This is a genomic window from Profundibacter sp. (assembly GCF_965277155.1).
Lineage (GTDB): Bacteria > Pseudomonadota > Alphaproteobacteria > Rhodobacterales > Rhodobacteraceae > Profundibacter.
Genome location: NZ_CBDIBV010000012.1, coordinates 1 through 23046, shown reverse-complemented (window position 1 = coordinate 23046; position 23046 = coordinate 1). Strand labels below are relative to the sequence as shown.

General features: G+C 57.2%; 29 protein-coding genes and 1 tRNA gene. 15 read left to right on the top strand and 15 right to left on the bottom strand.

The genetic code is table 11. From position 1 onward, the window contains the following. The first annotated feature begins 76 nt into the window (after positions 1-76). Together ACQY4M_RS14995 and ACQY4M_RS14990 are read left to right on the top strand one after the other, a co-directional pair. A protein-coding gene (locus tag ACQY4M_RS14995; RefSeq protein WP_428539245.1) for an IS3 family transposase occupies positions 77-1209 on the top strand; the annotation gives its coding sequence in 2 pieces (ribosomal slippage) (positions 77-329 and positions 329-1209; 1134 coding nt in all). A 123-nt stretch (positions 1210-1332) separates the two neighbouring features. Next, complete coding sequence (locus tag ACQY4M_RS14990; RefSeq protein ID WP_428545734.1) at positions 1333-1551, top strand: hypothetical protein; 219 nt, start codon at positions 1333-1335, stop codon at positions 1549-1551. Positions 1552-1651: 100 nt separating this feature from the next. Here the strand turns inward: ACQY4M_RS14990 and ACQY4M_RS14985 are convergent, their stop codons facing one another. Next, positions 1652-2878 carry an IS256 family transposase gene (locus tag ACQY4M_RS14985; protein WP_428539582.1) on the bottom strand — a complete coding sequence of 409 codons (1227 nt, stop codon included), beginning with the start codon at positions 2876-2878 and terminating at the stop codon, positions 1652-1654. Positions 2879-2986: 108 nt separating this feature from the next. Between ACQY4M_RS14985 and ACQY4M_RS14980 the strand changes: the two genes are divergently transcribed. Further along, positions 2987-3418, top strand: a complete 432-nt coding sequence (locus ACQY4M_RS14980; protein ID WP_428545731.1) for a hypothetical protein — start codon at positions 2987-2989, stop codon at positions 3416-3418. Positions 3419-3496: 78 nt separating this feature from the next. On the opposite strand, the gene ACQY4M_RS14975 is transcribed toward ACQY4M_RS14980, so the two are convergent. The 3 genes from ACQY4M_RS14975 to efp form a co-directional block, all read right to left on the bottom strand. After that, entirely contained in the window at positions 3497-3748 is a 252-nt protein-coding gene (locus ACQY4M_RS14975) for a type II toxin-antitoxin system prevent-host-death family antitoxin (protein WP_428545728.1), read from the bottom strand. Positions 3749-3938: 190 nt separating this feature from the next. Beyond that, the gene (locus tag ACQY4M_RS14970) at positions 3939-4409 is read right to left on the bottom strand and encodes a GNAT family N-acetyltransferase (protein WP_428545725.1); all 471 of its coding nucleotides are present in this window, start codon (positions 4407-4409) and stop codon (positions 3939-3941) included. Positions 4410-4433: 24 nt separating this feature from the next. Continuing rightward, positions 4434-4997, bottom strand: a complete 564-nt coding sequence (efp, locus tag ACQY4M_RS14965) for an elongation factor P (RefSeq protein WP_428545722.1) — start codon at positions 4995-4997, stop codon at positions 4434-4436. 210 nt (positions 4998-5207) lie between these two features. On the opposite strand from efp, the gene ACQY4M_RS14960 reads away from it, so the two are divergent. Beyond that, complete coding sequence (locus ACQY4M_RS14960) at positions 5208-5519, top strand: DUF6280 family protein (RefSeq protein ID WP_118943558.1); 312 nt, start codon at positions 5208-5210, stop codon at positions 5517-5519. Between the two features lie 152 nt (positions 5520-5671). Next, positions 5672-6880: a class I SAM-dependent methyltransferase gene (locus ACQY4M_RS14955; protein WP_428545719.1), complete on the top strand. Its 1209-nt coding sequence runs from the start codon at positions 5672-5674 to the stop codon at positions 6878-6880. Between the two features lie 9 nt (positions 6881-6889). On the opposite strand, the gene ACQY4M_RS14950 is transcribed toward ACQY4M_RS14955, so the two are convergent. Then, positions 6890-7483, bottom strand: a complete 594-nt coding sequence (locus ACQY4M_RS14950; RefSeq protein ID WP_428545716.1) for a cobalamin biosynthesis protein CobQ — start codon at positions 7481-7483, stop codon at positions 6890-6892. 50 nt (positions 7484-7533) lie between these two features. Here ACQY4M_RS14950 and ACQY4M_RS14945 point away from each other — a divergent pair, with 50 nt between their 5' ends. Further along, complete coding sequence (locus tag ACQY4M_RS14945) at positions 7534-8979, top strand: cobyric acid synthase (RefSeq protein ID WP_428545713.1); 1446 nt, start codon at positions 7534-7536, stop codon at positions 8977-8979. A gap of 9 nt (positions 8980-8988) precedes the next feature. On the opposite strand, the gene ACQY4M_RS14940 is transcribed toward ACQY4M_RS14945, so the two are convergent. The 3 genes from ACQY4M_RS14940 to ACQY4M_RS14930 form a co-directional block, all read right to left on the bottom strand. After that, on the bottom strand, positions 8989-9642 hold the full coding sequence (locus tag ACQY4M_RS14940; protein ID WP_428545710.1) for a hypothetical protein: 654 nt from the start codon (positions 9640-9642) through the stop codon (positions 8989-8991). Between the two features lie 72 nt (positions 9643-9714). Further along, the gene (locus ACQY4M_RS14935; RefSeq protein ID WP_428545707.1) at positions 9715-11082 is read right to left on the bottom strand and encodes a TolC family outer membrane protein; all 1368 of its coding nucleotides are present in this window, start codon (positions 11080-11082) and stop codon (positions 9715-9717) included. Between the two features lie 56 nt (positions 11083-11138). Further along, positions 11139-11792, bottom strand: a complete 654-nt coding sequence (locus ACQY4M_RS14930) for a protein-L-isoaspartate O-methyltransferase family protein (protein ID WP_428545704.1) — start codon at positions 11790-11792, stop codon at positions 11139-11141. 265 nt (positions 11793-12057) lie between these two features. On the opposite strand from ACQY4M_RS14930, the gene dctP reads away from it, so the two are divergent. The 5 genes from dctP (at position 12058) to ACQY4M_RS14905 (ending at position 16620) form a co-directional block, all read left to right on the top strand. Then, positions 12058-13056 carry a TRAP transporter substrate-binding protein DctP gene (dctP, locus tag ACQY4M_RS14925; RefSeq protein ID WP_428545701.1) on the top strand — a complete coding sequence of 333 codons (999 nt, stop codon included), beginning with the start codon at positions 12058-12060 and terminating at the stop codon, positions 13054-13056. Positions 13057-13186: 130 nt separating this feature from the next. After that, a complete protein-coding gene (locus tag ACQY4M_RS14920; RefSeq protein ID WP_428545698.1) occupies positions 13187-13663 on the top strand; it encodes a TRAP transporter small permease in 477 nt (158 codons plus the stop codon). A 3-nt stretch (positions 13664-13666) separates the two neighbouring features. Further along, on the top strand, positions 13667-14980 hold the full coding sequence (locus tag ACQY4M_RS14915) for a TRAP transporter large permease (protein WP_428545695.1): 1314 nt from the start codon (positions 13667-13669) through the stop codon (positions 14978-14980). Positions 14981-15126: 146 nt separating this feature from the next. Continuing rightward, entirely contained in the window at positions 15127-16353 is a 1227-nt protein-coding gene (locus tag ACQY4M_RS14910; RefSeq protein ID WP_428539582.1) for an IS256 family transposase, read from the top strand. A 193-nt stretch (positions 16354-16546) separates the two neighbouring features. Continuing rightward, positions 16547-16620, top strand: a tRNA-Cys gene (locus tag ACQY4M_RS14905). A 61-nt stretch (positions 16621-16681) separates the two neighbouring features. Here the strand turns inward: ACQY4M_RS14905 and ACQY4M_RS14900 are convergent. From ACQY4M_RS14900 to ACQY4M_RS14880, 5 genes are all read right to left on the bottom strand, one after another. Continuing rightward, a complete protein-coding gene (locus ACQY4M_RS14900) occupies positions 16682-17665 on the bottom strand; it encodes a tyrosine-type recombinase/integrase (RefSeq protein WP_428545693.1) in 984 nt (327 codons plus the stop codon). Between the two features lie 20 nt (positions 17666-17685). Beyond that, positions 17686-17871, bottom strand: a complete 186-nt coding sequence (locus ACQY4M_RS14895; RefSeq protein WP_428545690.1) for a hypothetical protein — start codon at positions 17869-17871, stop codon at positions 17686-17688. After that, the gene (locus ACQY4M_RS14890; RefSeq protein ID WP_428545687.1) at positions 17871-18161 is read right to left on the bottom strand and encodes a hypothetical protein; all 291 of its coding nucleotides are present in this window, start codon (positions 18159-18161) and stop codon (positions 17871-17873) included. Before ACQY4M_RS14890 ends, ACQY4M_RS14895 begins: the two co-directional genes overlap by 1 nt. After that, entirely contained in the window at positions 18158-18439 is a 282-nt protein-coding gene (locus tag ACQY4M_RS14885) for a hypothetical protein (protein ID WP_428545684.1), read from the bottom strand. Before ACQY4M_RS14885 ends, ACQY4M_RS14890 begins: the two co-directional genes overlap by 4 nt. A gap of 446 nt (positions 18440-18885) precedes the next feature. Continuing rightward, the gene (locus ACQY4M_RS14880; protein ID WP_428545681.1) at positions 18886-19161 is read right to left on the bottom strand and encodes a helix-turn-helix domain-containing protein; all 276 of its coding nucleotides are present in this window, start codon (positions 19159-19161) and stop codon (positions 18886-18888) included. Positions 19162-19269: 108 nt separating this feature from the next. Here ACQY4M_RS14880 and ACQY4M_RS14875 point away from each other — a divergent pair, with 108 nt between their 5' ends. Further along, positions 19270-19521, top strand: a complete 252-nt coding sequence (locus tag ACQY4M_RS14875) for a hypothetical protein (protein ID WP_428545678.1) — start codon at positions 19270-19272, stop codon at positions 19519-19521. Then, positions 19521-20171 (top strand): hypothetical protein, encoded by a 651-nt coding sequence (locus tag ACQY4M_RS14870; protein WP_428545675.1) that lies wholly within the window; start codon positions 19521-19523, stop codon positions 20169-20171. Before ACQY4M_RS14875 ends, ACQY4M_RS14870 begins: the two co-directional genes overlap by 1 nt. Here ACQY4M_RS14870 and ACQY4M_RS14865 read toward each other — a convergent pair. After that, positions 20098-21324 (bottom strand): IS256 family transposase, encoded by a 1227-nt coding sequence (locus tag ACQY4M_RS14865; protein WP_428539582.1) that lies wholly within the window; start codon positions 21322-21324, stop codon positions 20098-20100. The genes ACQY4M_RS14870 and ACQY4M_RS14865 overlap by 74 nt on opposite strands. Positions 21325-21619: 295 nt before the next feature. Here ACQY4M_RS14865 and ACQY4M_RS14860 point away from each other — a divergent pair, with 295 nt between their 5' ends. Continuing rightward, on the top strand, positions 21620-21805 hold the full coding sequence (locus tag ACQY4M_RS14860) for a helix-turn-helix transcriptional regulator (protein ID WP_428545672.1): 186 nt from the start codon (positions 21620-21622) through the stop codon (positions 21803-21805). Beyond that, the gene (locus ACQY4M_RS14855; protein WP_428545669.1) at positions 21796-22194 is read left to right on the top strand and encodes a DUF6362 family protein; all 399 of its coding nucleotides are present in this window, start codon (positions 21796-21798) and stop codon (positions 22192-22194) included. The genes ACQY4M_RS14860 and ACQY4M_RS14855 overlap by 10 nt, the downstream gene beginning before the upstream one ends. 29 nt (positions 22195-22223) lie before the next feature. On the opposite strand, the gene ACQY4M_RS14850 is transcribed toward ACQY4M_RS14855, so the two are convergent. Further along, on the bottom strand, positions 22224-23046 hold an 823-nt coding region (locus tag ACQY4M_RS14850), incomplete at its 5' end, for a topoisomerase DNA-binding C4 zinc finger domain-containing protein (RefSeq protein ID WP_428545666.1).

The window sequence follows — 23046 nt, the reverse complement described above, 5'->3', positions numbered from 1 at the left end:
GTGTATGCACAGAGGTGGTCGCGGAAATTCGGACCAGTTGTTAAGGTGGATCGACTTATGAGAAAGACGATTCAAAATGACGAAACGAAAGAACCATTCTCCCGAATTCAAAGCCCGCGTTGCGCTTGAAGCAATCCGCGAGGAAATGACGATGGCGGAGCTGTCGAAGAAGTATGGTGTGCATCCAACCCAGATTGGCACATGGAAACGAGCAGCGATTGAAAACATGGCCACGGCATTTTCCAGACGGGGCCGTGATCCTGATCGGGTTGATGAAGCCCAGATTGAGAAGCTGCACTCCAAGATTGGTCAGCTGGTCGTGGAACGGGATTTTTTAGCCAACGCCTCGCAACAGTTGCTCGGGAAGCGAGGCAAAAAATGGTGAGCCGTGAGCATGATCTGAGTGTGCGACGACAATGCGGGCTACTTTCTCTGGCGCGCTCGAACCTGTATTACCAGCCAAAAGGCGAAAGTGCTGAAAATTTGCGGTTCATGACAATAATCGACAAGCAATTCTTGCAGACGCCGTGGTATGGATCACGGCAAATGGCCCGGCACATGCAGCGCCAAGGTTACAAGTGTGGTCGCCACAGGGTCCGCCGTTTGATGCGGCTGATGCGGTTGGTTCCGATCTACCAGACGCCCAACACGAGCAAGAAACATCCGCAGCATAAGATCTACCCGTATCTGCTGCGAGACCTGACGATTGATCGTCCAAACCATGTGTGGTGCGTAGATATCACCTACATTCCGATGCAGCGCGGGTTCCTCTATTTGGTCGCGATCATGGACTGGCACAGCCGCAAGGTTTTGAGCTGGAGATTGTCAAACAGCATGGAGGCAGATTTTTGCGTTGAAGCCCTGAAAGAGGCTATGGCCAAATACGGCAAGCCCGATATCATGAACAGCGACCAGGGCAGCCAGTTCACCGGGTTTGAATGGACGCAGGCGCTGAAAGAAGCCGACGTGAAAATCTCGATGGATGGCAAAGGTCGCTGGGTCGATAACCGGATGATCGAGCGGCTTTGGCGATCCTTGAAATACGAATGCATTTACCTCAACGCATTTGAAACGGGTTCGCAGACCCGCGCCGGGATCGGGAAATGGTTGGCTTACTACAACACCGAGCGCCCGCATTCCACCCACGGAATATTGACCCCGGATGAAGCCTATGACAGAAAAACAAAACCAATGAGTTTGGCAGCCTAAATGAAACCCTGATCCATCTTAAACTGGCTGCTGACTGGTCAAAAAAGTGGGACCACCTCTCACCAGTTGGACAGAGTGTTGGCCATATAATAAAAAGAATCTAATTTATAGCTTGAGGGTATCATGAAAAAACTTCTTTTAACAGCAACGGCAATCGTTGCATCGTCTCAGTCTTTTGCTGGCAACCTTGTCGAACCGATGATGGAGCCAGAAGTCGTCGAAGCGGCCACCGGCAGTTCCGGAGGCGCGATGCTTGTTCCGATCCTGCTGATCGTGCTTATGGCGGCGGTGATCGCAAGTGGCGGTGGAAATACAGCGCCACCACCGGTCATTGCTCGCTAGATCAAACTATCACAATTAAACAAGTTATAAACGTGGTTGTGTCTCGAAAGTGGTGGAAATTGATTTCAGGCACCTCCGAGCGGGTTGAGTTATGCGCCGGTCAGGCGGCTTGGTCAAGGGTTGCGTCGGCGACGGGCTGAGCGAGCGTTTCCCAGCCATCGACCTTTCGCATGACGATCTGCCCCGAGGCCATCAGAGCCCAAAGCAGCATCGGCACGGTCTCGGCGCATGGCAGCACGGTCTGGGTCTTGATGCGGCGGCGGAATTCTTCGTTCAGGCGTTCGATCGCATTTGTCGTTCTGGCCGATTTCCACTGGCCTTGTGGCAGACGCGTGAAGGTGAAAAGCTTATCTCCTGCTTCTTCCAAGCTGTCAGCGACGGCCTTGCATTTCAGCCGCCATTTTCGCAGAAATGCCTTGCGGCGGGTGGCGATTTCCTCGGGTGTTTTGGCGTAGATCATGTCGCGGTAATCTTCTGTCAACTCATCATGCATACGCTTGGGTGCCTTGGCCAGAAGGTTGCGGTGCTTGTGCACCGTGCACCTCTGGATCGGCAGATCTTCACCCCAGAGGGCAATGAGAGCGACCTCAAGTCCCGGTGCCCCGTCCACGATGACAAATTCGGGCCGTTTCAACCCGCGCGCATCCAGATCGTTGATGAACTGACGCCAGGCGGAGGTGCTTTCGCCGCCCATGTTCATCAGTGATAACAAGACCTTCTGCCCATCCCGGCGCACGCCAATCGCGGCCAGAACCGAGATATTGGTGGCCTTCCTGTCAATCCGCGTTTTGATCACGGTGCCGTCCAGGATCAGCCGCACGATGTCTTCATCCGCAAGGCTGCGGGCGCACCACGCCTGCCAGTCCACCTTCACCTTGCGCCAGGCGCGGCTCACCACATCCTTGCTGACCGCCCCCTGAAACAGGCCGAACAGGGCGCGTTTTACCCGCCGTGTGTTGGTGCCCGAAAGGTAGACAGCAGCGATCAGCGCCTCGGCCTTCTTCGTCAGCCGCTGGTAGCGGGGCAATGCCTTCGAGCGCCATTCTCTGGCCTTGCCGGCCTCGCCTGTGATCCGCGCACGCGGCACGCGCACCGTTTCGGTTCCAAATGTTCCGACCAGTTGCCGCTCGCGATGCCCGTGGCGGTATCCGGCCTTTGCCCCGCCGCTGCGGCCATACCGGCAACGGCCCAGAAACTGCTCCAGCTCCTCTTCGAAAACCGCCTCGATCGTCGCGCGGATGTTCTGGCGCAGCCGGTCTTCAATCGGGTCATAGCCTGCTTCATTGGCCAGTAGCGCGGATGTCGATGTTGCTGTATTCTTTGTCATGGCGTGATCTCCTTGGCGGTTCCAGCCGCCGGTTGGGTGGCTTCGATGCACCCGGAGATTACGCCGTCCTCGAATTTCCACCAAACTCGCGACACTACCGACCGTGTAATGGGTGCCTTTGTCGGCTCCTCTAAGAATACAAATGCGGTCAAATGTGCGTTTGCAATTTCCTATGCGGTAACGCAACTTATTCAACCAAGGTTTGAATCCAAATACGCGACAGTCAAAGATGCAAATTTCTCGATAGCCCACGCTACTGGAATCGATACAGGAACCACGTTTATTGTTCGTGGCGGAGCTAGAGGAAGCAATGACCTTATCTCCATTGGCCGAGCACCTAATTTGGCGGCAAAATTCAGCGATATTCGATCCGCTGATTACACAACATTCGTATCTTCAAGCGTTTTCAACAATATGAACGACAGCGTAAAGGCTAGACTGAATGGCAGTCGTGGCATCTGGGAGTACGGAACATGGAGTTTCATTGGGGAAAATATCGGATACTACCGCTCCTCATATTGGCGGAAGCCCAGTTTGTGAAGTCAATGGTCTGAAAGTGTTGAGAAGTCGCTGATACCGCTAATCCGCTTAGGGCTCATAGCCATCATCCAATCCCCTCTACCTAATCACCATCCCCGGCTCCCCCTTCTTGGCCCTTTCCCAGGCATCCGCCCTTATCTGATATTCCAGTTCCTTCTGGCGCACCGATTTGCGGTCGAACTCTTCCAGACGGTCCAGATCGCGGACCGACACCAGCGCCGCGAATTCGCGTCCGTGGCGGTAGATCAGAAACCGTTTGCCGGCGAACCTGACCTGTGACAGGTGTTGCCCCAGCGTCTTGCGCAATTCCGTATTCGTGACAAATTCCATCGTCGCACCCCCTTTTCACCCCGTGACGATCCGCCAAACGGAATCGTACATTTCATCGGGGGAAATGTACCGACTGTGCGAAAAACAAACCGTTACAGCACCGTTCAAAAACGGCGCCGGAATGTTGCATTTTTTATTTTGGCCAAAGCTGCGGCAATTCATCCGTAGGGCGGGGTTCACCCCGCCGCCATCACCGCGACCCAATCCGCCGGATCATATTCACCCCTGTCGCGCGAAACCCCGCCGCCCGATACAGCCCCTGCGCCCGCGCATTATCCGCCGCCACCCTAAGGCCGATCTGTGTGATCCCCTGTTCCAGCAACAGTTCCTCCAGCGCCTTTAACGCGGCCTTGCCCAGCCCCTTGCCCTGAAACGGCGGCAGGATGTGGAAATCATAGATAAACGCCGATTGCGCCGGCAAATCCGGCTTGTACCACAGATAGCCGACAAGCCCTTCGTCAGGGTCCACAATGGACAGCAAAACCTGCCCCTTTGTTTCCACCCCATCGGGCAAATCCGCGGCAATTTCACCTTTGGCCCGCGCCAGCGCATCGGCTGGCGACAGGTCGTAATTTGCTGATATTTCAAGGGCATAGTCGGGCAGGAAATACGCCAGATATCCGACGTATTCCTGTGGCAGCATGGGGCGTAATTTAATCAACTCCGCCTCCTGTGCGAATATGTCCTAGGCGCGTTCCGAGTATTCCATCGACACGGTATCGACGATGATATCCTCGTCCGGTCCGATGAATGGCGGCACCATCACGCGCACGCCGTTGTCCAGCAGCGCGGGCTTAAACGATTTGGCGGCGGTCTGGCCTTTCACCACCGGTTCGGTCTCGACCACCTTGCAGGTTACCTTTTGCGGCAGGGTGGCGCTTAGGGCTTCTTCCTCGTGATACTCGATCACCGCCATCATGCCGTCCTGCAGGAACGGGCGGCGGTCGCCCAGAATGTCGGCGGGCAGTTCGATCTGCTCGTAGGTGTCCATGTCCATGAACACCAGCATGCCATTGGTTTCATACAGAAATTGCTGGTCTTTTTGTTCCAGCCGCACGCGTTCCACCTTGTCGGCTGCGCGGAACCGTTCGTTCAGTTTGGAACCGTTGCGCAGGTTTTTCATTTCCACCTGTGCGAATGCGCCACCCTTGCCGGGTTTCACATGGCCGACTTTGACAGCCACCCACAGTTGGTCATTATGTTCCAGCACGTTGCCGGGGCGAATTTCGTTTCCGTTGATTTTAGGCATTGATAAAACCTTAGCAAAAGGTTGAAGGGAATTTGTCAGCACCTATATATTGGTGATCCCACAGGGGCAAGACGCCTATATATCGGAAAATGCCACCGCCAGCCATGCGTCGAACGCATGGCTGTCATGCATTATCTCGGTAGCCGAATCAGTCAAGATCGGTCATAAGGAGCGTCACGCCGCAAAGAGCAAGAGCAAAAAGGATCGGTAATGCGAGATTTCGTAGATGGTACAGCATTTAACCACGAGCAGGGCAACCGCTCGCGGAAACTGTTTGCCGCAGTCGTTTTGGCTGCGCTGGATGATGCTATTGCAGATGACAAAAAATACGGCAATGGCCCCGAGCAGATTGCCCGTTGGGCCCGGTCCCGCGATGGCCGCGAGGTTCTGTCCTGCGCTGGTATCGACCCCAACGAGCGGGTTGTCAGCGGTCTGATGGAATTTGTCGGCAAGGGTGTGCGCACCTCGGTTGCGCTGTCGCGCGAAGAATCCGAGCGTCGCCAGCAGGCTGAAGCCGCCTGATCCTGACCGGATAACAAACGAACAAACGCATCTCGATTTCGGGGTGCGTTTTTTTATGTCCATAGTTTGCCATCCGGCAAGTTTGCCTTTTTAGTCAACTCTTGGCATACTCCTTGCGTTTTTATTGAAAAGATTTTGCAAGGGGGCACAACGTGAATGTCCTGACGACAATTAAAGGCCAGCACGACCTGCCGCGTTATTTCGCGCCGGTTTACCGCAAACTTTCGCAAATCCATACCGGCCGGTTGTCGGTCACCCTGCCGGACGGGCGGCTATTTCAGGCCGAAGGGCAACATGCCGGCCCATCGGGTCAAATGGAGATTCACAACAGGGATGTGTTTGCCCGCCTGTTGCGCGAAGGCAATCTTGGCTTTGCCGAGGCCTATCTGGATGGCTGGTGGAGCGCCCCCGATCTGCAATCCCTGCTGGATGTTCTGGCCGCCAATCAGGACGTGGTGGCGCAAAACGCCCCCGGATCATCGATTGTGCGCGTGGTCGAACAATTGCGCCATCGGTTACGCAGCAACACCAGACGCCAAGCCGTCAAAAATATCCACCAGCATTACGATCTGGGCGAGGCTTTCTTTGGCAAATGGCTGGATGAAACCATGTCCTATTCCTCGGCCCGATACATCACCGGCAAGGAAGACCTGAAAACCGCGCAATTGCAGAAACTGGCGCTGATGTGTGACTCGCTGGATTTGCAAGAGGGCGACCATCTGCTGGATATTGGCTGCGGCTGGGGCGGATTTGCCCTGTTTGCCGCTCGTCGCGGGGCGCGGGTGACAGGACTGACGATCAGCAAGGATCACTATGATTACTGCACTGCATTGATGAAACGCGAAGGGGTTTCGGACAGGGTGGATATCGTGATGCGGGACTATCGCGATGAAGCCGGCACCTATGATGCCATCGGTTCGATCGAAATGATCGAGCATGTGGGCGAAAAATTCTGGCCCGCCTATTTCAGCATGATCCACCGCTGCCTGAAACCGGGGGGCAAGGCCATGGTGCAGGCGATCACCATTGATGATGCACTGTTCCCGATATACCGGCGCAATATCGATTTTGTCCGCAAACACATCTTTCCCGGCGGGATGCTGCCCTGCCCGCAGGCTATCAAGCACAACATTCGCAATGCCGGAATGGAATTGGTCGGGGAATTCGATCTGACCGACAGCTATTCCAGAACCCTGCGGGAATGGGGCCATGCCTTCAATACCCGCTGGGATGAAATCAAGGCGCTGGGGTTTGACGAAAGGTTCAAGCGGATGTGGGGCTGGTATCTGGCGGTCAGTGCGGCGGGGCATGAATACGGATCAACCGCCGTCACCCAGTTCACCATGCAGCGGCCCGCCTAGGGCGTAGACCTAATGCCAATGCCCGTTGCCACCGGCCATTGCCATGCCCCATATTATAAAGGGCACAAATAGAACCGCAGTTGTGCCACCAACCGCAAACCTTGCCCAGCGCCCGCGATACCGCCGCCACAGGATAAAGCACAGAAAGAAATCCATCATCAGTTCCAGCGGCCCGACGATATTGCCGTAATACCGGCTGTCCCAATAACTGACAGGGCTGCGGAATATCCAGTCGGTCAGGGGCCAGAACTGCGGGCGGGCGTCATCGTGGTGCAGCAGAAAATCCGTGATCAGGTGCAGGATCGCCGCGCCGGCAAAGGCAATCACCCACGGTTTCTTGCGCCACAGGCCAAACCCCAGCAATGCCCCCCACAGGATGAAACTGTTGTCATAGGCAAAGACCTGCATCCATTCTCGGGAAAAGTAGTACTGTCCGAACACCACGCCAGCGGGGGTATTCTGCACAAACAGCGCCCAACCGGCCATCACATACAGCGATATATCCGGTGCCAGCCCGCCCAACAGGGCGGCGGCGGTGACCTTGGCCTGATTTGCCCGCCCGAAAACAGCGGCCCCCAATAACATGTGCGAAGGTGTGTTCATCTGGCGTTTCCTGCTTGTTTCCCGCCTCCAGCATAGGGATAAAGGGCGCAATGGCAAAATCACTTATGATACAGGGCGCAGGCTCGAATGTAGGCAAGTCGATGCTGGTCGCCGGTCTGGCACGGGCCTATGTGCGGCGCGGTCTGTCGGTGCGCCCGTTCAAACCGCAAAACATGTCGAACAACGCCGCCGTGACGGTGGATGGCGGCGAAATCGGCCGCGCGCAGGCTTTGCAGGCGCGGGCGGCAGGGGTGGAGCCGGTGACGGATATGAACCCTGTGCTGCTGAAACCCGAAAGCGATGTCGGCGCGCAAGTGGTGGTTCAGGGGCAGCGGATTGCCACCCTGAAGGCCCGCGATTATTCCGCGATGAAAGCCACCCTGATGCCCGAGGTGCTGGAGAGTTTCCGGCGGCTTGCAGACGGTGTTGATCTGGTTTTGATCGAAGGCGCGGGCAGTCCGGCGGAAACAAACCTGCGGCACGGCGATATTGCCAACATGGGATTTGCCGAGGCGGCACATGTGCCGGTGGTTCTGGTCGGCGACATTGATCGCGGCGGGGTGATTGCGCAACTGGTGGGCACCCATGCGGTGCTGCCTGATGCCGACCGTAACCGGATCAAAGGGTTTATCGTCAACAAGTTTCGTGGCGATGTCAGCCTGTTTTCCGAAGGCGCACGCGAGATTGCCCAGCGCACCGACTGGACCGATATCGGCACCCTGCCGTGGTTTCCCGACGCGTGGCGTCTGCCCGCCGAGGACGTGATGGATATTGCATCAAGCAAAGGCGGGGCGTTCAAGATCGCCGTGCCGCGCCTGTCACGGATTGCCAATTTCGATGATCTGGATCCGCTGGCCGCAGAACCGGATGTAACGATCGAAATCATTGACGCCGGTCGCCCCCTGCCCGGCGACGCCGATCTGGTGCTGATCCCCGGCACCAAATCCACCATTGCCGATCTGGCCTATTTCCGCGCGCAGGGCTGGGATATCGACCTTGCCGCCCATCTGCGGCGCGGCGGGCATGTGCTGGGCCTGTGCGGCGGGTATCAGATGCTGGGGCGCAAGATAATCGATGCGGACGGGATCGAGGGTCACGCAGGCGAATACGACGGGTTGGGCCTGCTGGATGTGGTGACACAAATGTCACCACAAAAACGGCTGGAACAGGCAACGGCCATCTATCTGCCAACCGGCGATATGGTGCGGGGATATGAAATCCATATCGGGGCCACAACGGGACCGGATTGCGCGCGGGCATGGCTGGATATTGACGGGCGGATGGATGGTGCAGCGTCAAAGGACAGGCGGGTGATGGGCAGCTATATGCACGGGCTGTTCACCGCTGACAGGTTTCGGGCGGCCTATCTGGCCGGGTTGGGCGGAACCGCCGGCAATGCCGGATATGACGATACGGTGGAACAGACACTGGATGCTTTGGCCGACCATCTGGAACGGAATCTGGATCTGGATGCTTTGTTAAATCTGGCCGAGTAGCGACAGGTCCTAGTCGAAATCCTGCGCGGCCAAAACGCGGTTGATTTCACGGCGTACCAGCTTGCGCACATTGCGGGTGATCCGTTCGCCCAAGGCGCCTTGCAGTTCCTGACGCACGATCTCGCTTACCATTTCGCGCAGGGCTTCTTCGTCAAAATCGGGATCATCGCCAGCAAACAGGCCAGCGGCCAGATCATCCTCGATGATTTCGGCATCTTCAATTTCGTCGATTGGTAGTTTGGTGCCCATCATATCCTTTATGGGCGCAGTCATTACCGCCTCGGCTTCGGCGTCTTCCTCGAATTCGCTTCCGTCCGGTTCCCAGTCTTCATCCTGCTCGCCAATTGCGGCTTCCAGTTCGGCAATGGTGCTTTCCAGTGATGTCTGTTTTTCCGTGCTGTCGGCAGCTTTGCTCTCGCTCTGCTCCGGCTCGGCTGCATGCCGAAAAGTTGCGGGCTCTGCCGGTTCTTCCTCGGCGTTGGCAGCCCCTTTGGGCGCGTCGGAAACACGGAAATCCGCTGTCAGAATAAGCTTGGCAGCCGCCGAAGGTTTCTTGGCCACTGCGTCTGCTTTTGCAGCCGATTTGTCCTCTTCGCCTGACACAAGCCGGCGGATAGATGTCAGGACATCTTCGATTTCTGCATTTGATACTGATTCAGACATGGTACTTCCCGATTTCGCGTCACTGGAACTAATAACGCCATGCTTAACACCAGACAACAGAAAGGCGCAATTCTATTCTTTTCCCAATGCCCGCAACACACGATCCAGACGTTTGCCACGCGAACTGTCAGCCGGTGCATTGGCAACAGCGTTGTAATAGGCTGATGGATCATAAGTGCGAATGCCCAGTTTCAGGTGATCGACCGTCAGCAGACCCATTGCGGACAACAGCGAATAGGTGGCGATATATTGATCGGTCAGGGCCGAAATACGGTTGGCTTCGGCATCCAGCAATTCCTGTTCTGCATCCAGAACGTCAAGCGTGGTGCGTGCGCCAAGGGTTGCTTCTTCTTTCACCCCTTTAAAGGCAACACGGGCTGCTTTGATCTGACGCACTGTCGCCGCCAGAGTGGCGCGGGCAACCTGAAGCGAGGCCCAGGCATTCCCGACCCCTTGCGCGACATCCAGGCGTGTCAAATGCAAACCGGCACGAACCTGGTCGCGACCAGCCACCGCCTTGCGAAAAACCGAGCTAAGCTTGCCGCCCTGATAGATCGGCCCGCCCAATTCAATGCCGATCGAGGATGAGTCCAGACCGTAACTGTCATGGTTCACCCGCCCGGTCAGGCTGACCCGGGGTTTCATCAATGCGTTTGCCTGCTCGACACCGAGTTCGGCGGCGGCAACTTCGTGTTGGATCTTACGCATCAAGGGATGGGTCACATAAGCAACCGATCGTGCTGCATCAATTGATTTCGCCGTTGCCGGTGCTTTTGGCGCTGGCCGCAAACCTTTGGGGTAATGACCAACTGCAGCACGGTATTCCTCGCGCGAACGGGCCAACCCGCCTTGCGCTGCCGCCAGATTGGCGCGGGCCAGTGCCAAACGGGATTCGGCCAGCGAAACATCGGTGCGGGTCACTTCGCCAACTTCGAACCGGTCCTTTGCAGCACGCAACTGCTCGCGGATCACACGCACGTTGTTTTGGCGCAGGGAAACAAACTCGGTATCGCGGCGTACGTTCATATAGGCGGTTACTGCGCGCAGCAGAACAGATTGTTCGACATTCACCAACCCTTCACGGGCGGTCAACACCGACTCTTTCTTGCCTTCGATGGCAAATTGCGATCCGCCGCCATCATACAACAGCAACGAAGCCTGCAGGCCCAGATTCCCCGAAAGATAATCCTTGCCCGGGAAAACCGGATCGGCATAGGTCGCATTTGCATAGTAACTCAGAACCGGGCGCAGGGCGGAAACAGCCTGTGCCACATCTTCATCCGCCGCCCGCAACAGGGCGCGGTTTTGTTCCAGCAACCCTGAATTCTTGTAAGCCGAGATCAGCGCATCATTCAGCCCCTCGGCCTTGGCCGCCGGCGCAGTTGCAAGGGTGATTGCGGCGAAAGCAGCCGCCAGGATCGGTTTTACTCTGTAGCCCACATTGCACCTCATACTGTTTTTGTTTTTCCTACTGCCCTTACAATCAGATCTGTTTCCTACAAAACAAACCCCTTGGGGGCTTCAAACCCCGGCAATACCGGAGCACTTGCGTTAAATGCGAAACGCCAGGTGACATCACCGTCGATCTTGTAACCGATCCGCGCAACACCCAGCGCATCTTCCATAAATATGCAACCGATACGGCCACCGTCTTTTAGCTGTGCCAGAATTTCGGCAGGGACCACTTCAACCCCGCCTTCGATCATAATCACATCGTAAGGGCCGTGCTTGGCAGCCCCTTCTGACAACTTGTTTTCAATAACCGCAGCATTGTCTACATCATTCGAGGACAACGTCTGCTGCGCTTCGGCCGCCATCTCGGCGTCATCTTCCACTGCCACCACAGCTTCGGCCAACCGCGCAATAATAGCAGTAGAATAGCCTAAACCGCAGCCAATATCCAGAACCGTCTCGTCGGGGCTGATATCCAGCCCGTCCAGCAGCTTGGCAAATGTGCGCGGCTCAAGCATTACGCGGGTAGATCCAAGCGCGACATTCTCGCTGACATAGGCCTCTTCGCGTTTATTGTCGGGGACATAGGCCTCGCGCGGCACGTCCAGCATTGCCTCGATTATCGGGAATTTCGTCACATCCGAAGGACGGACCTGTGTATCAACCATCATTGTACGGCGTGTGGAATAATCGCTCATCACGTAAACCCATTCGTTTAGTTTGACTGAATTCCGTTCTGCCACAGAACATCGCCAGCGGCAACACACTGCAACGCCGGAAACCGTCGAGCGCGACAAAAATATCCAGCATAAACAGATATTCCGACGGGATTTACCGTCGAATTACCCAGCAATTTCGTTAGATGACCAACAATTGTTGACTCAAAATTGCTCTTGCCCAACTATACCGGCACAAAAATACAAAAAAAATAAACAAAACCGCTAATACCAAAGGGAGATAACCGTGAAACATACACATGTTTTCAAAGCCGCTTTTGCCGCTTTTTCAATCGCCGCCAGCATTGGGTCTGTCAGTGCCCAGGAAATCGAACTGCGCGCATCGCATCAATGGAACACAAAGGACGTGCGCCACGAAATGGTGCAAATCATTGCCGATGAACTGGCCAAGGCGGATGTCGGCGTCCACCTGACGATCTTTCCGTCCAAATCTCTGTATAAACCCAAGGAACAATGGGGACCGCTGACCACAGGTGAATTGGACATATCGGCCTTTCCGCTGGCCTATGCCGCCAAACGCCACCCCGAATTCGACGCAACCCTGATGCCGGGGCTTGTCAAAAACCACGAACACGCAGCCCGCCTGAATGATTCCGAATTCATGGACGACATCAAGGCGATCATCGAGGATTCAGGCGTAATTGTCATCTCCGACGCCTGGCTGGCTGGCGGCTTTGCCTCGCGCAATAACTGCGTTCTGAACCCCGAAGATGTGAAGGGGCAGGTTTTCCGCGCGGCCGGCAAAGCGTTCAACCGGATGCTACAAGGGGCGGGTGCCTCGATCCAGTCAATGCCGTCATCGGAAAACTATACGGCCCTGCAACAGGGTGTTCTGGACGGGGCGAATACGTCTTCCGGCTCGTTTGTGTCTTACCGGATTTACGAGCAAGTGAAATGCCTGACCGCACCGGGCGATCATGCGTTGTGGTTCATGTATGAACCGATCCTGATGTCCAAGGCATCGTTTGACCGTTTGAATGACGAACAAAAAGCCGCAGTGATGGCCGCCGGTCAAGCCGCCGAAGACTGGTTTGCGGGCAAAGCCGCCGATCTGGACCAAACCATGGTCGATACCTTTAGCAAAGCGGGTGTCGAGGTGGTGACCATGAGCGCCGAGCAAGCGGCGGCATGGAAGGCAATTGCCAACGAAACCTCTTATGCGGCCTTTGCCGAAAAGGTGGATGGCGGCAAGGAACTGATCGCCAAGGCACTTGCGGTCGAGTGATCAACAAACACAGCCACCGCCCCTGTCAAGCGAACCCGCGACAGGGGCGGTGCGGTTTACACAATAATCAACACAGGGCAACCAAAGCCCGACAGGTGAAAGTATCCCCATGATTTCCTGGATTGAACGCATGTCCGTCGTTGCCGGCGTCATTGCCGCGCTGCTGATCGGTGTGGCGATTGTTATCGTCTGCCAGATGGTTTTTATCCGCTACGTTCTGGTTGGCTCGACCGCGTGGCAAACCGAGGTTGTCACCTTTTCACTGGTGGCGGCAACCCTGCTGGGCAGTTCCTGGGTGTTAAAGGAACGCGGCCATGTGGCGGTTGGACTGGTCACCGAATACGCCCCGCCGCTGGCGCGCCGCATTATGCTGGCGCTGGCCGACGGGGTGGTGCTGATTGTGGCGGCAATCCTGTTCTGGAAAGGGCTGGAAGTGACGCTCGAGGCCTGGCACGGCGACTGGACAAGTGACTCGATTTACGAATTCCCGATGTGGATTCCTTATGCCTCGATGCCCATCGGGTTTGGCCTGTTGGCGCTGCAATCCGTTGCCTGCATGGTCAAGGTCTGGCGCGACGAAGATACCGTCCTGACCGGAGGGGTCTAAGCCATGGAACCCGGAACAATCGGCCTGCTGATCGGCCTTGCCCTTTTCGTCTTGCTGGCGCTGCGCGTGCCTGTTGCCTTTGCACTGGCCTTCACCGGCATCATGTTTCCGGTCATGTTCAAGGGGACGCTGTCGATTTCGTCGCTTGGCGAAACCTTCTTTGCCAACTTGGCCGAATTCACCCTGCTGTCGATCCCGATGTTTATCGTCATGGGTGCCGCCGTTGCCGCATCGCCTGCGGGCAAAGACCTGTACGAAGCCCTTGACCGCTGGCTGAACCGTGTGCCCGGCGGGTTGATCATTTCCAATATCGGGGCCTGTTCAATCTTTGCCGCCCTGTCTGGGTCTTCTCCTGCCACATGTGCCGCCATCGGTAAAATGGGTATCCCCGAAATGCGTGAACGCGGCTATCCCGACGGGGTGGCCACAGGTGCGATTGCGGCGGGGGGCACGCTGGGCATCCTGATCCCGCCCTCCATCACCATGATCGTCTATGGCATCGCCACCCAGACCTCTATCGGACGGCTGTTTCTGGCCGGACTGTTACCGGGTCTGATGCTGACCCTCCTGTTCATGGGCTGGTCGCTTTTCGCCGCGCACAAGGCCGGTTACAACTTTGCCAAAGGGCGCACCGTCAGTTGGCGTGACCGCTTTGTCATCCTGCCGCGTGTTTTGCCGTTTATGGCCATTATCGTTGGCGTTCTATGGGTGCTTTACGGCGGCGTCGCCACCCCGTCCGAGGCCGCAGGCGTTGGCGCTGCCTTTTGCGTGGTGCTGGCCGTGGTGATCTATCGCCTCTGGCAGCCACGCCACCTGTGGAAAATCCTGTCCACCTCGATGAAAGAAAGCGTGATGATCCTGATGATCATCGCTTGCTCGGCCGTGTTCTCGCAAATGCTGTCGCAGTTCTACATCACCCAGACGGTGGCCCAATCCATCGCCGCCGCCGACCTGAGCCCCTGGACACTGATGCTGACCATCAACCTGTTCCTTCTGGTCGCCGGTTTTTTCTTGCCGCCGGTGGCGGTGATCCTGATGACCGCGCCAATCCTGCTGCCGATCGTCACGCAGGCGGGGTTTGATCCCTACTGGTTTGCCGTGGTGTTCACCATCAACATGGAAATCGGCCTGATCACACCGCCGGTCGGCCTGAACCTGTATGTGATCAACGGAATCGTGCCCGATGTGCCATTACCAACGGTTCTGAAGGGCGCCCTGCCCTATATGCTGTGTATGGTTCTGGCGATCATCCTGCTGTTCATCTTCCCGCAAATCGCCACATGGCTGCCGGATATGTGGATGGGAACCGCCTTGTAGATCGCGATTATGTCCCCGTTTCATTTGACCACGGATCAGGGCTGGACGGTAGTGTCGCGAGTTTGGTGGAAATTCGAGGACGGCGTAATCTCCGGGTGCATCGAAGCCACCCAACCGGCGGCTGGAACCGCCAAGGAGATCACGCCATGACAAAGAATACAGCAACATCGACATCCGCGCTACTGGCCAATGAAGCAGGCTATGACCCGATTGAAGACCGGCTGCGCCAGAACATCCGCGCGACGATCGAGGCGGTTTTCGAAGAGGAGCTGGAGCAGTTTCTGGGCCGTTGCCGGTATGGCCGCAGCGGCGGGGCAAAGGCCGGATACCGCCACGGGCATCGCGAGCGGCAACTGGTCGGAACATTTGGAACCGAAACGGTGCGCGTGCCGCGTGCGCGGATCACAGGCGAGGCCGGCAAGGCCAGAGAATGGCGCTCGAAGGCATTGCCCCGCTACCAGCGGCTGACGAAGAAGGCCGAGGCGCTGATCGCTGCTGTCTACCTTTCGGGCACCAACACACGGCGGGTAAAACGCGCCCTGTTCGGCCTGTTTCAGGGGGCGGTCAGCAAGGATGTGGTGAGCCGCGCCTGGCGCAAGGTGAAGGTGGACTGGCAGGCGTGGTGCGCCCGCAGCCTTGCGGATGAAGACATCGTGCGGCTGATCCTGGACGGCACCGTGATCAAAACGCGGATTGACAGGAAGGCCACCAATATCTCGGTTCTGGCCGCGATTGGCGTGCGCCGGGATGGGCAGAAGGTCTTGTTATCACTGATGAACATGGGCGGCGAAAGCACCTCCGCCTGGCGTCAGTTCATCAACGATCTGGATGCGCGCGGGTTGAAACGGCCCGAATTTGTCATCGTGGACGGGGCACCGGGACTTGAGGTCGCTCTCATTGCCCTCTGGGGTGAAGATCTGCCGATCCAGAGGTGCACGGTGCACAAGCACCGCAACCTTCTGGCCAAGGCACCCAAGCGTATGCATGATGAGTTGACAGAAGATTACCGCGACATGATCTACGCCAAAACACCCGAGGAAATCGCCACCCGCCGCAAGGCATTCCTGCGAAAATGGCGGCTGAAATGCAAGGCCGTCGCTGACAGCTTGGAAGAAGCAGGAGATAAGCTTTTCACCTTCACGCGTCTGCCACAAGGCCAGTGGAAATCGGCCAGAACGACAAATGCGATCGAACGCCTGAACGAGGAATTCCGCCGCCGCATCAAGACCCAGACCGTGCTGCCATGCGCCGAGACCGTGCCGATGCTGCTTTGGGCTCTGATGGCCTCGGGGCAGATCGTCATGCGAAAGGTCGATGGCTGGGAAACGCTCGCTCAGCCCGTCGCCGACGCAACCCTTGACCAAGCCGCCTGACCGGCGCATAACTCAACCCGCTCGGAGGTGCCTGAAATCAATTTCCACCACTTTCGAGACACAACCGGCTGGACAAGGCCACAGGAAACGGCAATAAAGCCAACGGATCGGCAAAGGGGCTGAATCACCAAGCTGACATCCCCGCACTGATCTACGTCAAAACCGGGTTAAAGCCCCGTTTTCACACCACAAAGGCGAGTTGGCGGAGTGGTGACGCAGCGGATTGCAAATCCGTGTACACCGGTTCGATTCCGGTACTCGCCTCCAATGTTTTCAAAGGGTTAGCCGATGCTTTGCAAAAACCGCCCGAGCGGTTTCACATCCGGTTTCACATTTCCCGTTTTGTTTTTGTTCTGTTCCGCGCGTCCCCCGCTGCCTGCGCACGGGCTTTTTGGCGCGCCGCACCGGCATATCTGACGACTGACGCGCGACTCGTGTGGCCGGTCACGGCCAAGATTAATTCGTCCGAGAGGCCCAAAGCCGCCAGTTCCGATGCGGTGGTGTGGCGCAGGGCGTGGATGTCATAGTCCTCGGCCCCGATTTCCTTGCGCACCTTCATTACTGCAAAAGCGGCGGCGCGGTAGCTGACGGGCTGGCTGTCGGGCTGGGAAAGGATAAACAGGCCTGTGCGCGGGGTGCGATCCAGAACTTCCGCAAGCCGCGGGGTGAACGGAAGCCAAAGGTCCGCGCCGGTTTTGGCCTGCCGGACATTGATTCCCTCGCCCTCGATATCCGACCAGCGCATTTTGCGCACATCGCCGATTCTCTGCCCCGTGCCGAGGCACAGCTCGAATATCAGCAATGCGCGGCCTTCCGCCTTTTCGCGGTAGGCCTCGATCAAATCCTCAGGCCACGGCCGACGCGGTGGTGCTTTGCTCTTCAGCATGGAAACGCCCTTCGCCGGATTGCGCTCGATCCAGCCAAGGTCAATCGCGTGTTCGAACAGCACCCGTATCACCTGCACCAGATAATTCGCCCAGCGAACCTTGTCGGCATTGTCCATCTGCATCTGGATAATGTGGCGGCGCTGCATTTTCGCCGGATCCAGCTTGCCGATCTTGTCGTCAAAATAGATCAGGCATTTGTCGTAATCCTGACGGGTGCGCGAGGCGAGCTTGGAAAACCGGTGGCTGCGCTTGTAACTGGCAATCAGGGCCTTGAAGCTCTGCTTTGCAACAGGTGCCGCGCGGCCCTTTTTAGCCTCGTGGTAGCGGGCCAGAAAATCCGGCGAGTCCGGCGATGGCAGTTTGACCCGCTCCCCGTTGCGCTCGAAGTACCAGTAAGTGCTCGATCGGCCTTTTTTCGTGCGCAAATATGGAAGGTCAATCCTTTTCAACTCGCAAAATCCACCATGTCAAACCCGTCATCGGCTGGTTCCTTGTCCTTGGTGATAACGCGTATTTCTGGGCCGTTGACAACATAGCCAAAGACCTCGAGGCCGGCTTTCTGCGCGGCATTCAAAACACGGGCGATTTCCGACTGGGTCGGCGCGCGGTGGGCTTTCGCAAGTTCCGCCATTATATCGCCTCCGACCAGCGGCATGGCCCGCCTTCCAGAATATTGGCAGCCGCCTGCATCCAGTTGTGCGGTAGCTCGTCGAGCGTCTCGGCCATCGCATGCACCCCGAACACCTGCAGCGAGAGCAGCGCAGGCTCGTAGATGCCGGAAACGTCGGAAGGCAGGTCCCAGCGGCCACCATGGGCAACCACCGCGCGTTTCAAAATCTCGAGCCGGTGGCGCTGGGCGCTGACTTCCAGTTCGGCCAGAATCTCCGCAATCCGGCCGGTATCAATTCCGTATTCGGTCATTGCCCGCCCCCCAGAATATCGAGGGTCATCAGGCCGGTTTCTGTAATCGCGGCGGATCGCTCCGGTGCGCGCCCGATCCGGTCAAGCAGCCCGTCGGCGCAGAGTTGGTCGATCACGTTACTCCGGTGTTCCCGCTTGCAATCTGAATGCTCGCCAACCCAAAGCCCGCAAAACTCGCTAAGGCCACCGTGATTGATCGACAGCCGCGCATCCTCCAGCGCCTCCAGATGGGTCGCAGGGAATTGGTCGGTGGTTTCCGCCTCGCGCTGCCGGTTCATGCCACCTTCCCCCGTGTGGGCGTGTGGCGGCCACACAGGCGGTTCAGGCCCGTTTGGCTAATACTTTGCCCTCGCGAGGATTTCAGGGCCGCCCAGGCCCAGCGTCGCAGGCTTGGCGAGTGCCCCGCATTAGTCGCGGTGACGATTTCCCGCGCATTTTGCAGCACCTGCGCTGTGATTGCCGAACGTGTCGGGCTGATTTTCGAACTGGAATTTTCTTTCTGCATCGGTGCCTCCATGGGCACCATGCATAACTGGAAGTATTTTCCAGTGTCAAATCATTTCTGGAATTATTTTCGAGTTGTGTTTTGTGTTGATGCTCGCCATTTGCGAGAACATATTGTGAACATAATGCAGATGATTCTTGGAAAGTTTATCGAATTCGCGCACGAACGCTTGCTGTTCGGCTGGTGTAATGCCACGAACACGTCCCTGGACAGGGCCTATCAGTCGGCCGTATTCAGGTTTTTAAGGATGCTTTCGCGCAAGTGCTCCGGCAGCTCCGCCAACCGTCCGCGAAAAAGATAGTCCATCGTCACGCCCCAACGCTCTGCTATAGCGTAGGCTGCTTCGGATCTTAACTGTTTCTCGCCGTCGACGGTTTTTGTATAGCTGCTGGGATCAAGGCCGAAACTGTTGGCAAAGTCCTTGCGGCTAAGATCCAGCGCATGGCGCAAAGCCTCGAGCCTGCGTCCAACGCCGAGCATGTCGATCCGGGGCATGTTATCTTTCTTTTTCATACCTACTAGTTGGCGTGAAATAGAAATAATTTCCAGAGATTCTTTATTCGGCCATTGACACATCGAAAATTTTTCCAGTATCAAACAATTATGGAAGCTATTTCTAGTATTCGCGATCTCGTCAACCTATGGCCCACCCGCTCCAGCCTTGTCGATGATCTGGGCAAAACCAGCCCCGGCCTGAAGGTCACAACCCCGCAGGTCCACAAATGGGCGGCCAACGGGTCCATTCCGGCGAAATATCATTTTCCGGTGCTGATGGCAGCGCGGTTGCGCGGATTTTCCGTAACCGCGGACCGGATTGCCGAACTGCACGCCCCACCCGTCGAGGACGCGGCGTGATGAACAATACCCCCCTCGACCGGCCTGAACACATCCCGCCCAGCGCCCCGCGACTGATCGAGGCGGACGATTTGCCGGTCTATCCGGTCGATCGGGAGGAACGGCTCGAGGGGCATTATTTCACCAAGTTCTGGCATGACCGCTGGCTGAACAGCCAGTTGCACCTGACGGCAACGCTCGAGGTGCAGGCCTGTGCCCTGAACCTGTTTTTCCTGTCCCAGAAACAGACGCCGGTGGGCACCCTGCCGGATGACGATGCCATACTGGCAAAACTGCTGCGGATCGATCTGGCCCTGTGGCGTGACCTGCGCACCCGCCGGATCAATCCCTTGCATGGCTGGTCCTCCTGCCGGTGCGGTGATGAAATCCGCCTGAACCACCCCGTGGTCACAGAAGTTGTGCTGGACGCCATTGCCAGGCGCGAGGCCCGCGAGACCTCCAATTCCCAGAAAGCCGTTTACCAACGCCTGCGCCGGTTGCGCGAAGCGCTGGGCGGTTTGGGGTGCAGCAAGGAGGTTCTGGCGAACAATCTGCTAATCGAGCAGGCACCTCCGAGCGGGTTGAGTTATGCGCCGGTCAGGCGGCTTGGTCAAGGGTTGCGTCGGCGACGGGCTGAGCGAGCGTTTCCCAGCCATCGACCTTTCGCATGACGATCTGCCCCGAGGCCATCAGAGCCCAAAGCAGCATCGGCACGGTCTCGGCGCATGGCAGCACGGTCTGGGTCTTGATGCGGCGGCGGAATTCCTCGTTCAGGCGTTCGATCGCATTTGTCGTTCTGGCCGATTTCCACTGGCCTTGTGGCAGACGCGTGAAGGTGAAAAGCTTATCTCCTGCTTCTTCCAAGCTGTCAGCGACGGCCTTGCATTTCAGCCGCCATTTTCGCAGAAATGCCTTGCGGCGGGTGGCGATTTCCTCGGGTGTTTTGGCGTAGATCATGTCGCGGTAATCTTCTGTCAACTCATCATGCATACGCTTGGGTGCCTTGGCCAGAAGGTTGCGGTGCTTGTGCACCGTGCACCTCTGGATCGGCAGATCTTCACCCCAGAGGGCAATGAGAGCGACCTCAAGTCCCGGTGCCCCGTCCACGATGACAAATTCGGGCCGTTTCAACCCGCGCGCATCCAGATCGTTGATGAACTGACGCCAGGCGGAGGTGCTTTCGCCGCCCATGTTCATCAGTGATAACAAGACCTTCTGCCCATCCCGGCGCACGCCAATCGCGGCCAGAACCGAGATATTGGTGGCCTTCCTGTCAATCCGCGTTTTGATCACGGTGCCGTCCAGGATCAGCCGCACGATGTCTTCATCCGCAAGGCTGCGGGCGCACCACGCCTGCCAGTCCACCTTCACCTTGCGCCAGGCGCGGCTCACCACATCCTTGCTGACCGCCCCCTGAAACAGGCCGAACAGGGCGCGTTTTACCCGCCGTGTGTTGGTGCCCGAAAGGTAGACAGCAGCGATCAGCGCCTCGGCCTTCTTCGTCAGCCGCTGGTAGCGGGGCAATGCCTTCGAGCGCCATTCTCTGGCCTTGCCGGCCTCGCCTGTGATCCGCGCACGCGGCACGCGCACCGTTTCGGTTCCAAATGTTCCGACCAGTTGCCGCTCGCGATGCCCGTGGCGGTATCCGGCCTTTGCCCCGCCGCTGCGGCCATACCGGCAACGGCCCAGAAACTGCTCCAGCTCCTCTTCGAAAACCGCCTCGATCGTCGCGCGGATGTTCTGGCGCAGCCGGTCTTCAATCGGGTCATAGCCTGCTTCATTGGCCAGTAGCGCGGATGTCGATGTTGCTGTATTCTTTGTCATGGCGTGATCTCCTTGGCGGTTCCAGCCGCCGGTTGGGTGGCTTCGATGCACCCGGAGATTACGCCGTCCTCGAATTTCCACCAAACTCGCGACACTACCAGTCCGGAACAGTAACGGAACAGTTCCCCACTGTCATTTATCAAAAACGGAACAGTTCTGCGTAGATAAGACAAGATAAGATAAGAATAGAAAAGAAACTCTGTTCTACCAAAACCGGCGCGGCACCTGTGGATAACTTTGAATTGCTTGGAATAGGAAAACCGGACCATTGGCGCATGACCCCAAACACGGCGTTTTGAACGACTGGATCAATCGGAAAGAATTGGCGGGGCAACTCTCGGTCACCACCGACACGCTGGCGCGCTGGGCGACGCAGGGCATCGGCCCGCCCCGCATCCGGATCGGGCGCAGGGTGCTGTACCGGCGCGCCTCGGTGGAAAAATGGCTGGCGGAGATGGAAAGGAAATCGGCATGCAGGTGAAACGCAAACTCACGCCCAGCGATCTGGAGGATATGTTCGAGGACGCAGCCCGCACCCTGCGCCGCCTGCCCAACCCGCAGGGGTCAGGGCCGAAGGGCTATGGCTCCGCCTGGCCCGACTACGTGCAGGACGCCCGCCACGCCTACGGCTATAACGAGGTCCGAATGCGGGTCATCCCCTCGGCCGCCGACATCGCCCGTATGGAACAATGCCTCGACTGGCTGCGGCTGGTGTCGCCCGAAGACGCCAAAATCATCTGGCTGCGCGCCGAGGGCCACCGCTGGCGCTATGTTTGCATCCAGGCCGGCTGCGTCCGCCAGACCGCCTGGCGGCGTTGGGTCGCCGCGTTGGCTACGATTGCGAAGAAGGTGAATGGGGGTAAAAGTTGAAAGAACAAGTGCTGAAATGGGTGGAAGTCCTATCGGTTGCTATCGCCATGTTTTGGTTTGGAAGCTCGTGGGTCGGCAATCTGCGCGATTGTGCGGCATCTGGGAAACGATGAGCAACCAAGAAATGGTTTGTTATTCTTTCCGTTTCGTACAACCATCGTCCCTTGATTGCAGGTTGGGCAGGTTGCGCCTTCGGGCATAGGCGATTTTAGTCGAACGGGTTGATCCAACGCGGCTTTGGCAGAACTAAAAGACAAAAGTTTTTTGGTGTAGTCACATTCAGGGTGTGCGCTGCAAGCTTCAAATGGGCCATACTTCCCTGTTTTTTGACTCAATGTACCTGACCCACATTTCGGGCAAACCTTCAATGTTGCTTTGTTAGTCTTGATCTCTGTGTGGCCGTCATTTGCAAGCTCGACGACAAAGCGCGAAGGCTTGTCTTGCAAAGTATAGATACGCACTTGGCGGCGAGCGCGCGTAAGAGCAACATAAAAAAGGCGACGTTCCTCAGCAAAAGGAAATTCATCGGGTTCAGGCATAGCCAACTGCAACACCGGATCATCCACAATTTGGCTGGGGAACCCCATCAGACCTTCGGTCACATTGAGCAGCATCACATAATCAGCCTCCAAGCCTTTTGATGCGTGTGCTGTCGAGAAGTTGAGGTTGAGTTGATCGCCGAATGCGCGTTTCCACGCGTCAAAGCTTGCTGGTTTGTCCCTGTGGTATCGCCCTAGCAACATAACGCTGATTTTCTTGCCGTTTGGAATGTCGAGATCCCCAGTTTGGGATGCACCAGACAATCGCTTCAGGTCTCTCTCAAGGCGATCCATAACGCCGCTCGTTGTCTCG

Bases quoted from the DNA above. Each gene is read 5' to 3' on its own strand.
- efp (WP_428545722.1), bottom strand. From the start codon at position 4,997: ATGCCTAAAATCAACGGAAACGAAATTCGCCCCGGCAACGTGCTGGAA.
- ACQY4M_RS14880 (WP_428545681.1), bottom strand. From the start codon at position 19,161: ATGCCCCGGATCGACATGCTCGGCGTTGGACGCAGGCTCGAGGCTTTG.
- ACQY4M_RS14910 (WP_428539582.1), top strand. From the start codon at position 15,127: ATGACAAAGAATACAGCAACATCGACATCCGCGCTACTGGCCAATGAA.
- ACQY4M_RS14975 (WP_428545728.1), bottom strand. From the start codon at position 3,748: ATGGAATTTGTCACGAATACGGAATTGCGCAAGACGCTGGGGCAACAC.
- ACQY4M_RS14865 (WP_428539582.1), bottom strand. From the start codon at position 21,324: ATGACAAAGAATACAGCAACATCGACATCCGCGCTACTGGCCAATGAA.
- ACQY4M_RS14945 (WP_428545713.1), top strand. From the start codon at position 7,534: ATGGCAAAATCACTTATGATACAGGGCGCAGGCTCGAATGTAGGCAAG.
- ACQY4M_RS14940 (WP_428545710.1), bottom strand. From the start codon at position 9,642: ATGTCTGAATCAGTATCAAATGCAGAAATCGAAGATGTCCTGACATCT.
- ACQY4M_RS14980 (WP_428545731.1), top strand. From the start codon at position 2,987: ATGGGTGCCTTTGTCGGCTCCTCTAAGAATACAAATGCGGTCAAATGT.
- ACQY4M_RS14950 (WP_428545716.1), bottom strand. From the start codon at position 7,483: ATGAACACACCTTCGCACATGTTATTGGGGGCCGCTGTTTTCGGGCGG.
- ACQY4M_RS14885 (WP_428545684.1), bottom strand. From the start codon at position 18,439: ATGAACCGGCAGCGCGAGGCGGAAACCACCGACCAATTCCCTGCGACC.
- ACQY4M_RS14855 (WP_428545669.1), top strand. From the start codon at position 21,796: ATGCAGGTGAAACGCAAACTCACGCCCAGCGATCTGGAGGATATGTTC.
- ACQY4M_RS14875 (WP_428545678.1), top strand. From the start codon at position 19,270: ATGGAAGCTATTTCTAGTATTCGCGATCTCGTCAACCTATGGCCCACC.
- ACQY4M_RS14890 (WP_428545687.1), bottom strand. From the start codon at position 18,161: ATGACCGAATACGGAATTGATACCGGCCGGATTGCGGAGATTCTGGCC.
- ACQY4M_RS14895 (WP_428545690.1), bottom strand. From the start codon at position 17,871: ATGGCGGAACTTGCGAAAGCCCACCGCGCGCCGACCCAGTCGGAAATC.
- ACQY4M_RS14960 (WP_118943558.1), top strand. From the start codon at position 5,208: ATGCGAGATTTCGTAGATGGTACAGCATTTAACCACGAGCAGGGCAAC.
- ACQY4M_RS14990 (WP_428545734.1), top strand. From the start codon at position 1,333: ATGAAAAAACTTCTTTTAACAGCAACGGCAATCGTTGCATCGTCTCAG.
- ACQY4M_RS14930 (WP_428545704.1), bottom strand. From the start codon at position 11,792: ATGAGCGATTATTCCACACGCCGTACAATGATGGTTGATACACAGGTC.
- ACQY4M_RS14870 (WP_428545675.1), top strand. From the start codon at position 19,521: ATGAACAATACCCCCCTCGACCGGCCTGAACACATCCCGCCCAGCGCC.
- ACQY4M_RS14985 (WP_428539582.1), bottom strand. From the start codon at position 2,878: ATGACAAAGAATACAGCAACATCGACATCCGCGCTACTGGCCAATGAA.
- ACQY4M_RS14915 (WP_428545695.1), top strand. From the start codon at position 13,667: ATGGAACCCGGAACAATCGGCCTGCTGATCGGCCTTGCCCTTTTCGTC.
- ACQY4M_RS14920 (WP_428545698.1), top strand. From the start codon at position 13,187: ATGTCCGTCGTTGCCGGCGTCATTGCCGCGCTGCTGATCGGTGTGGCG.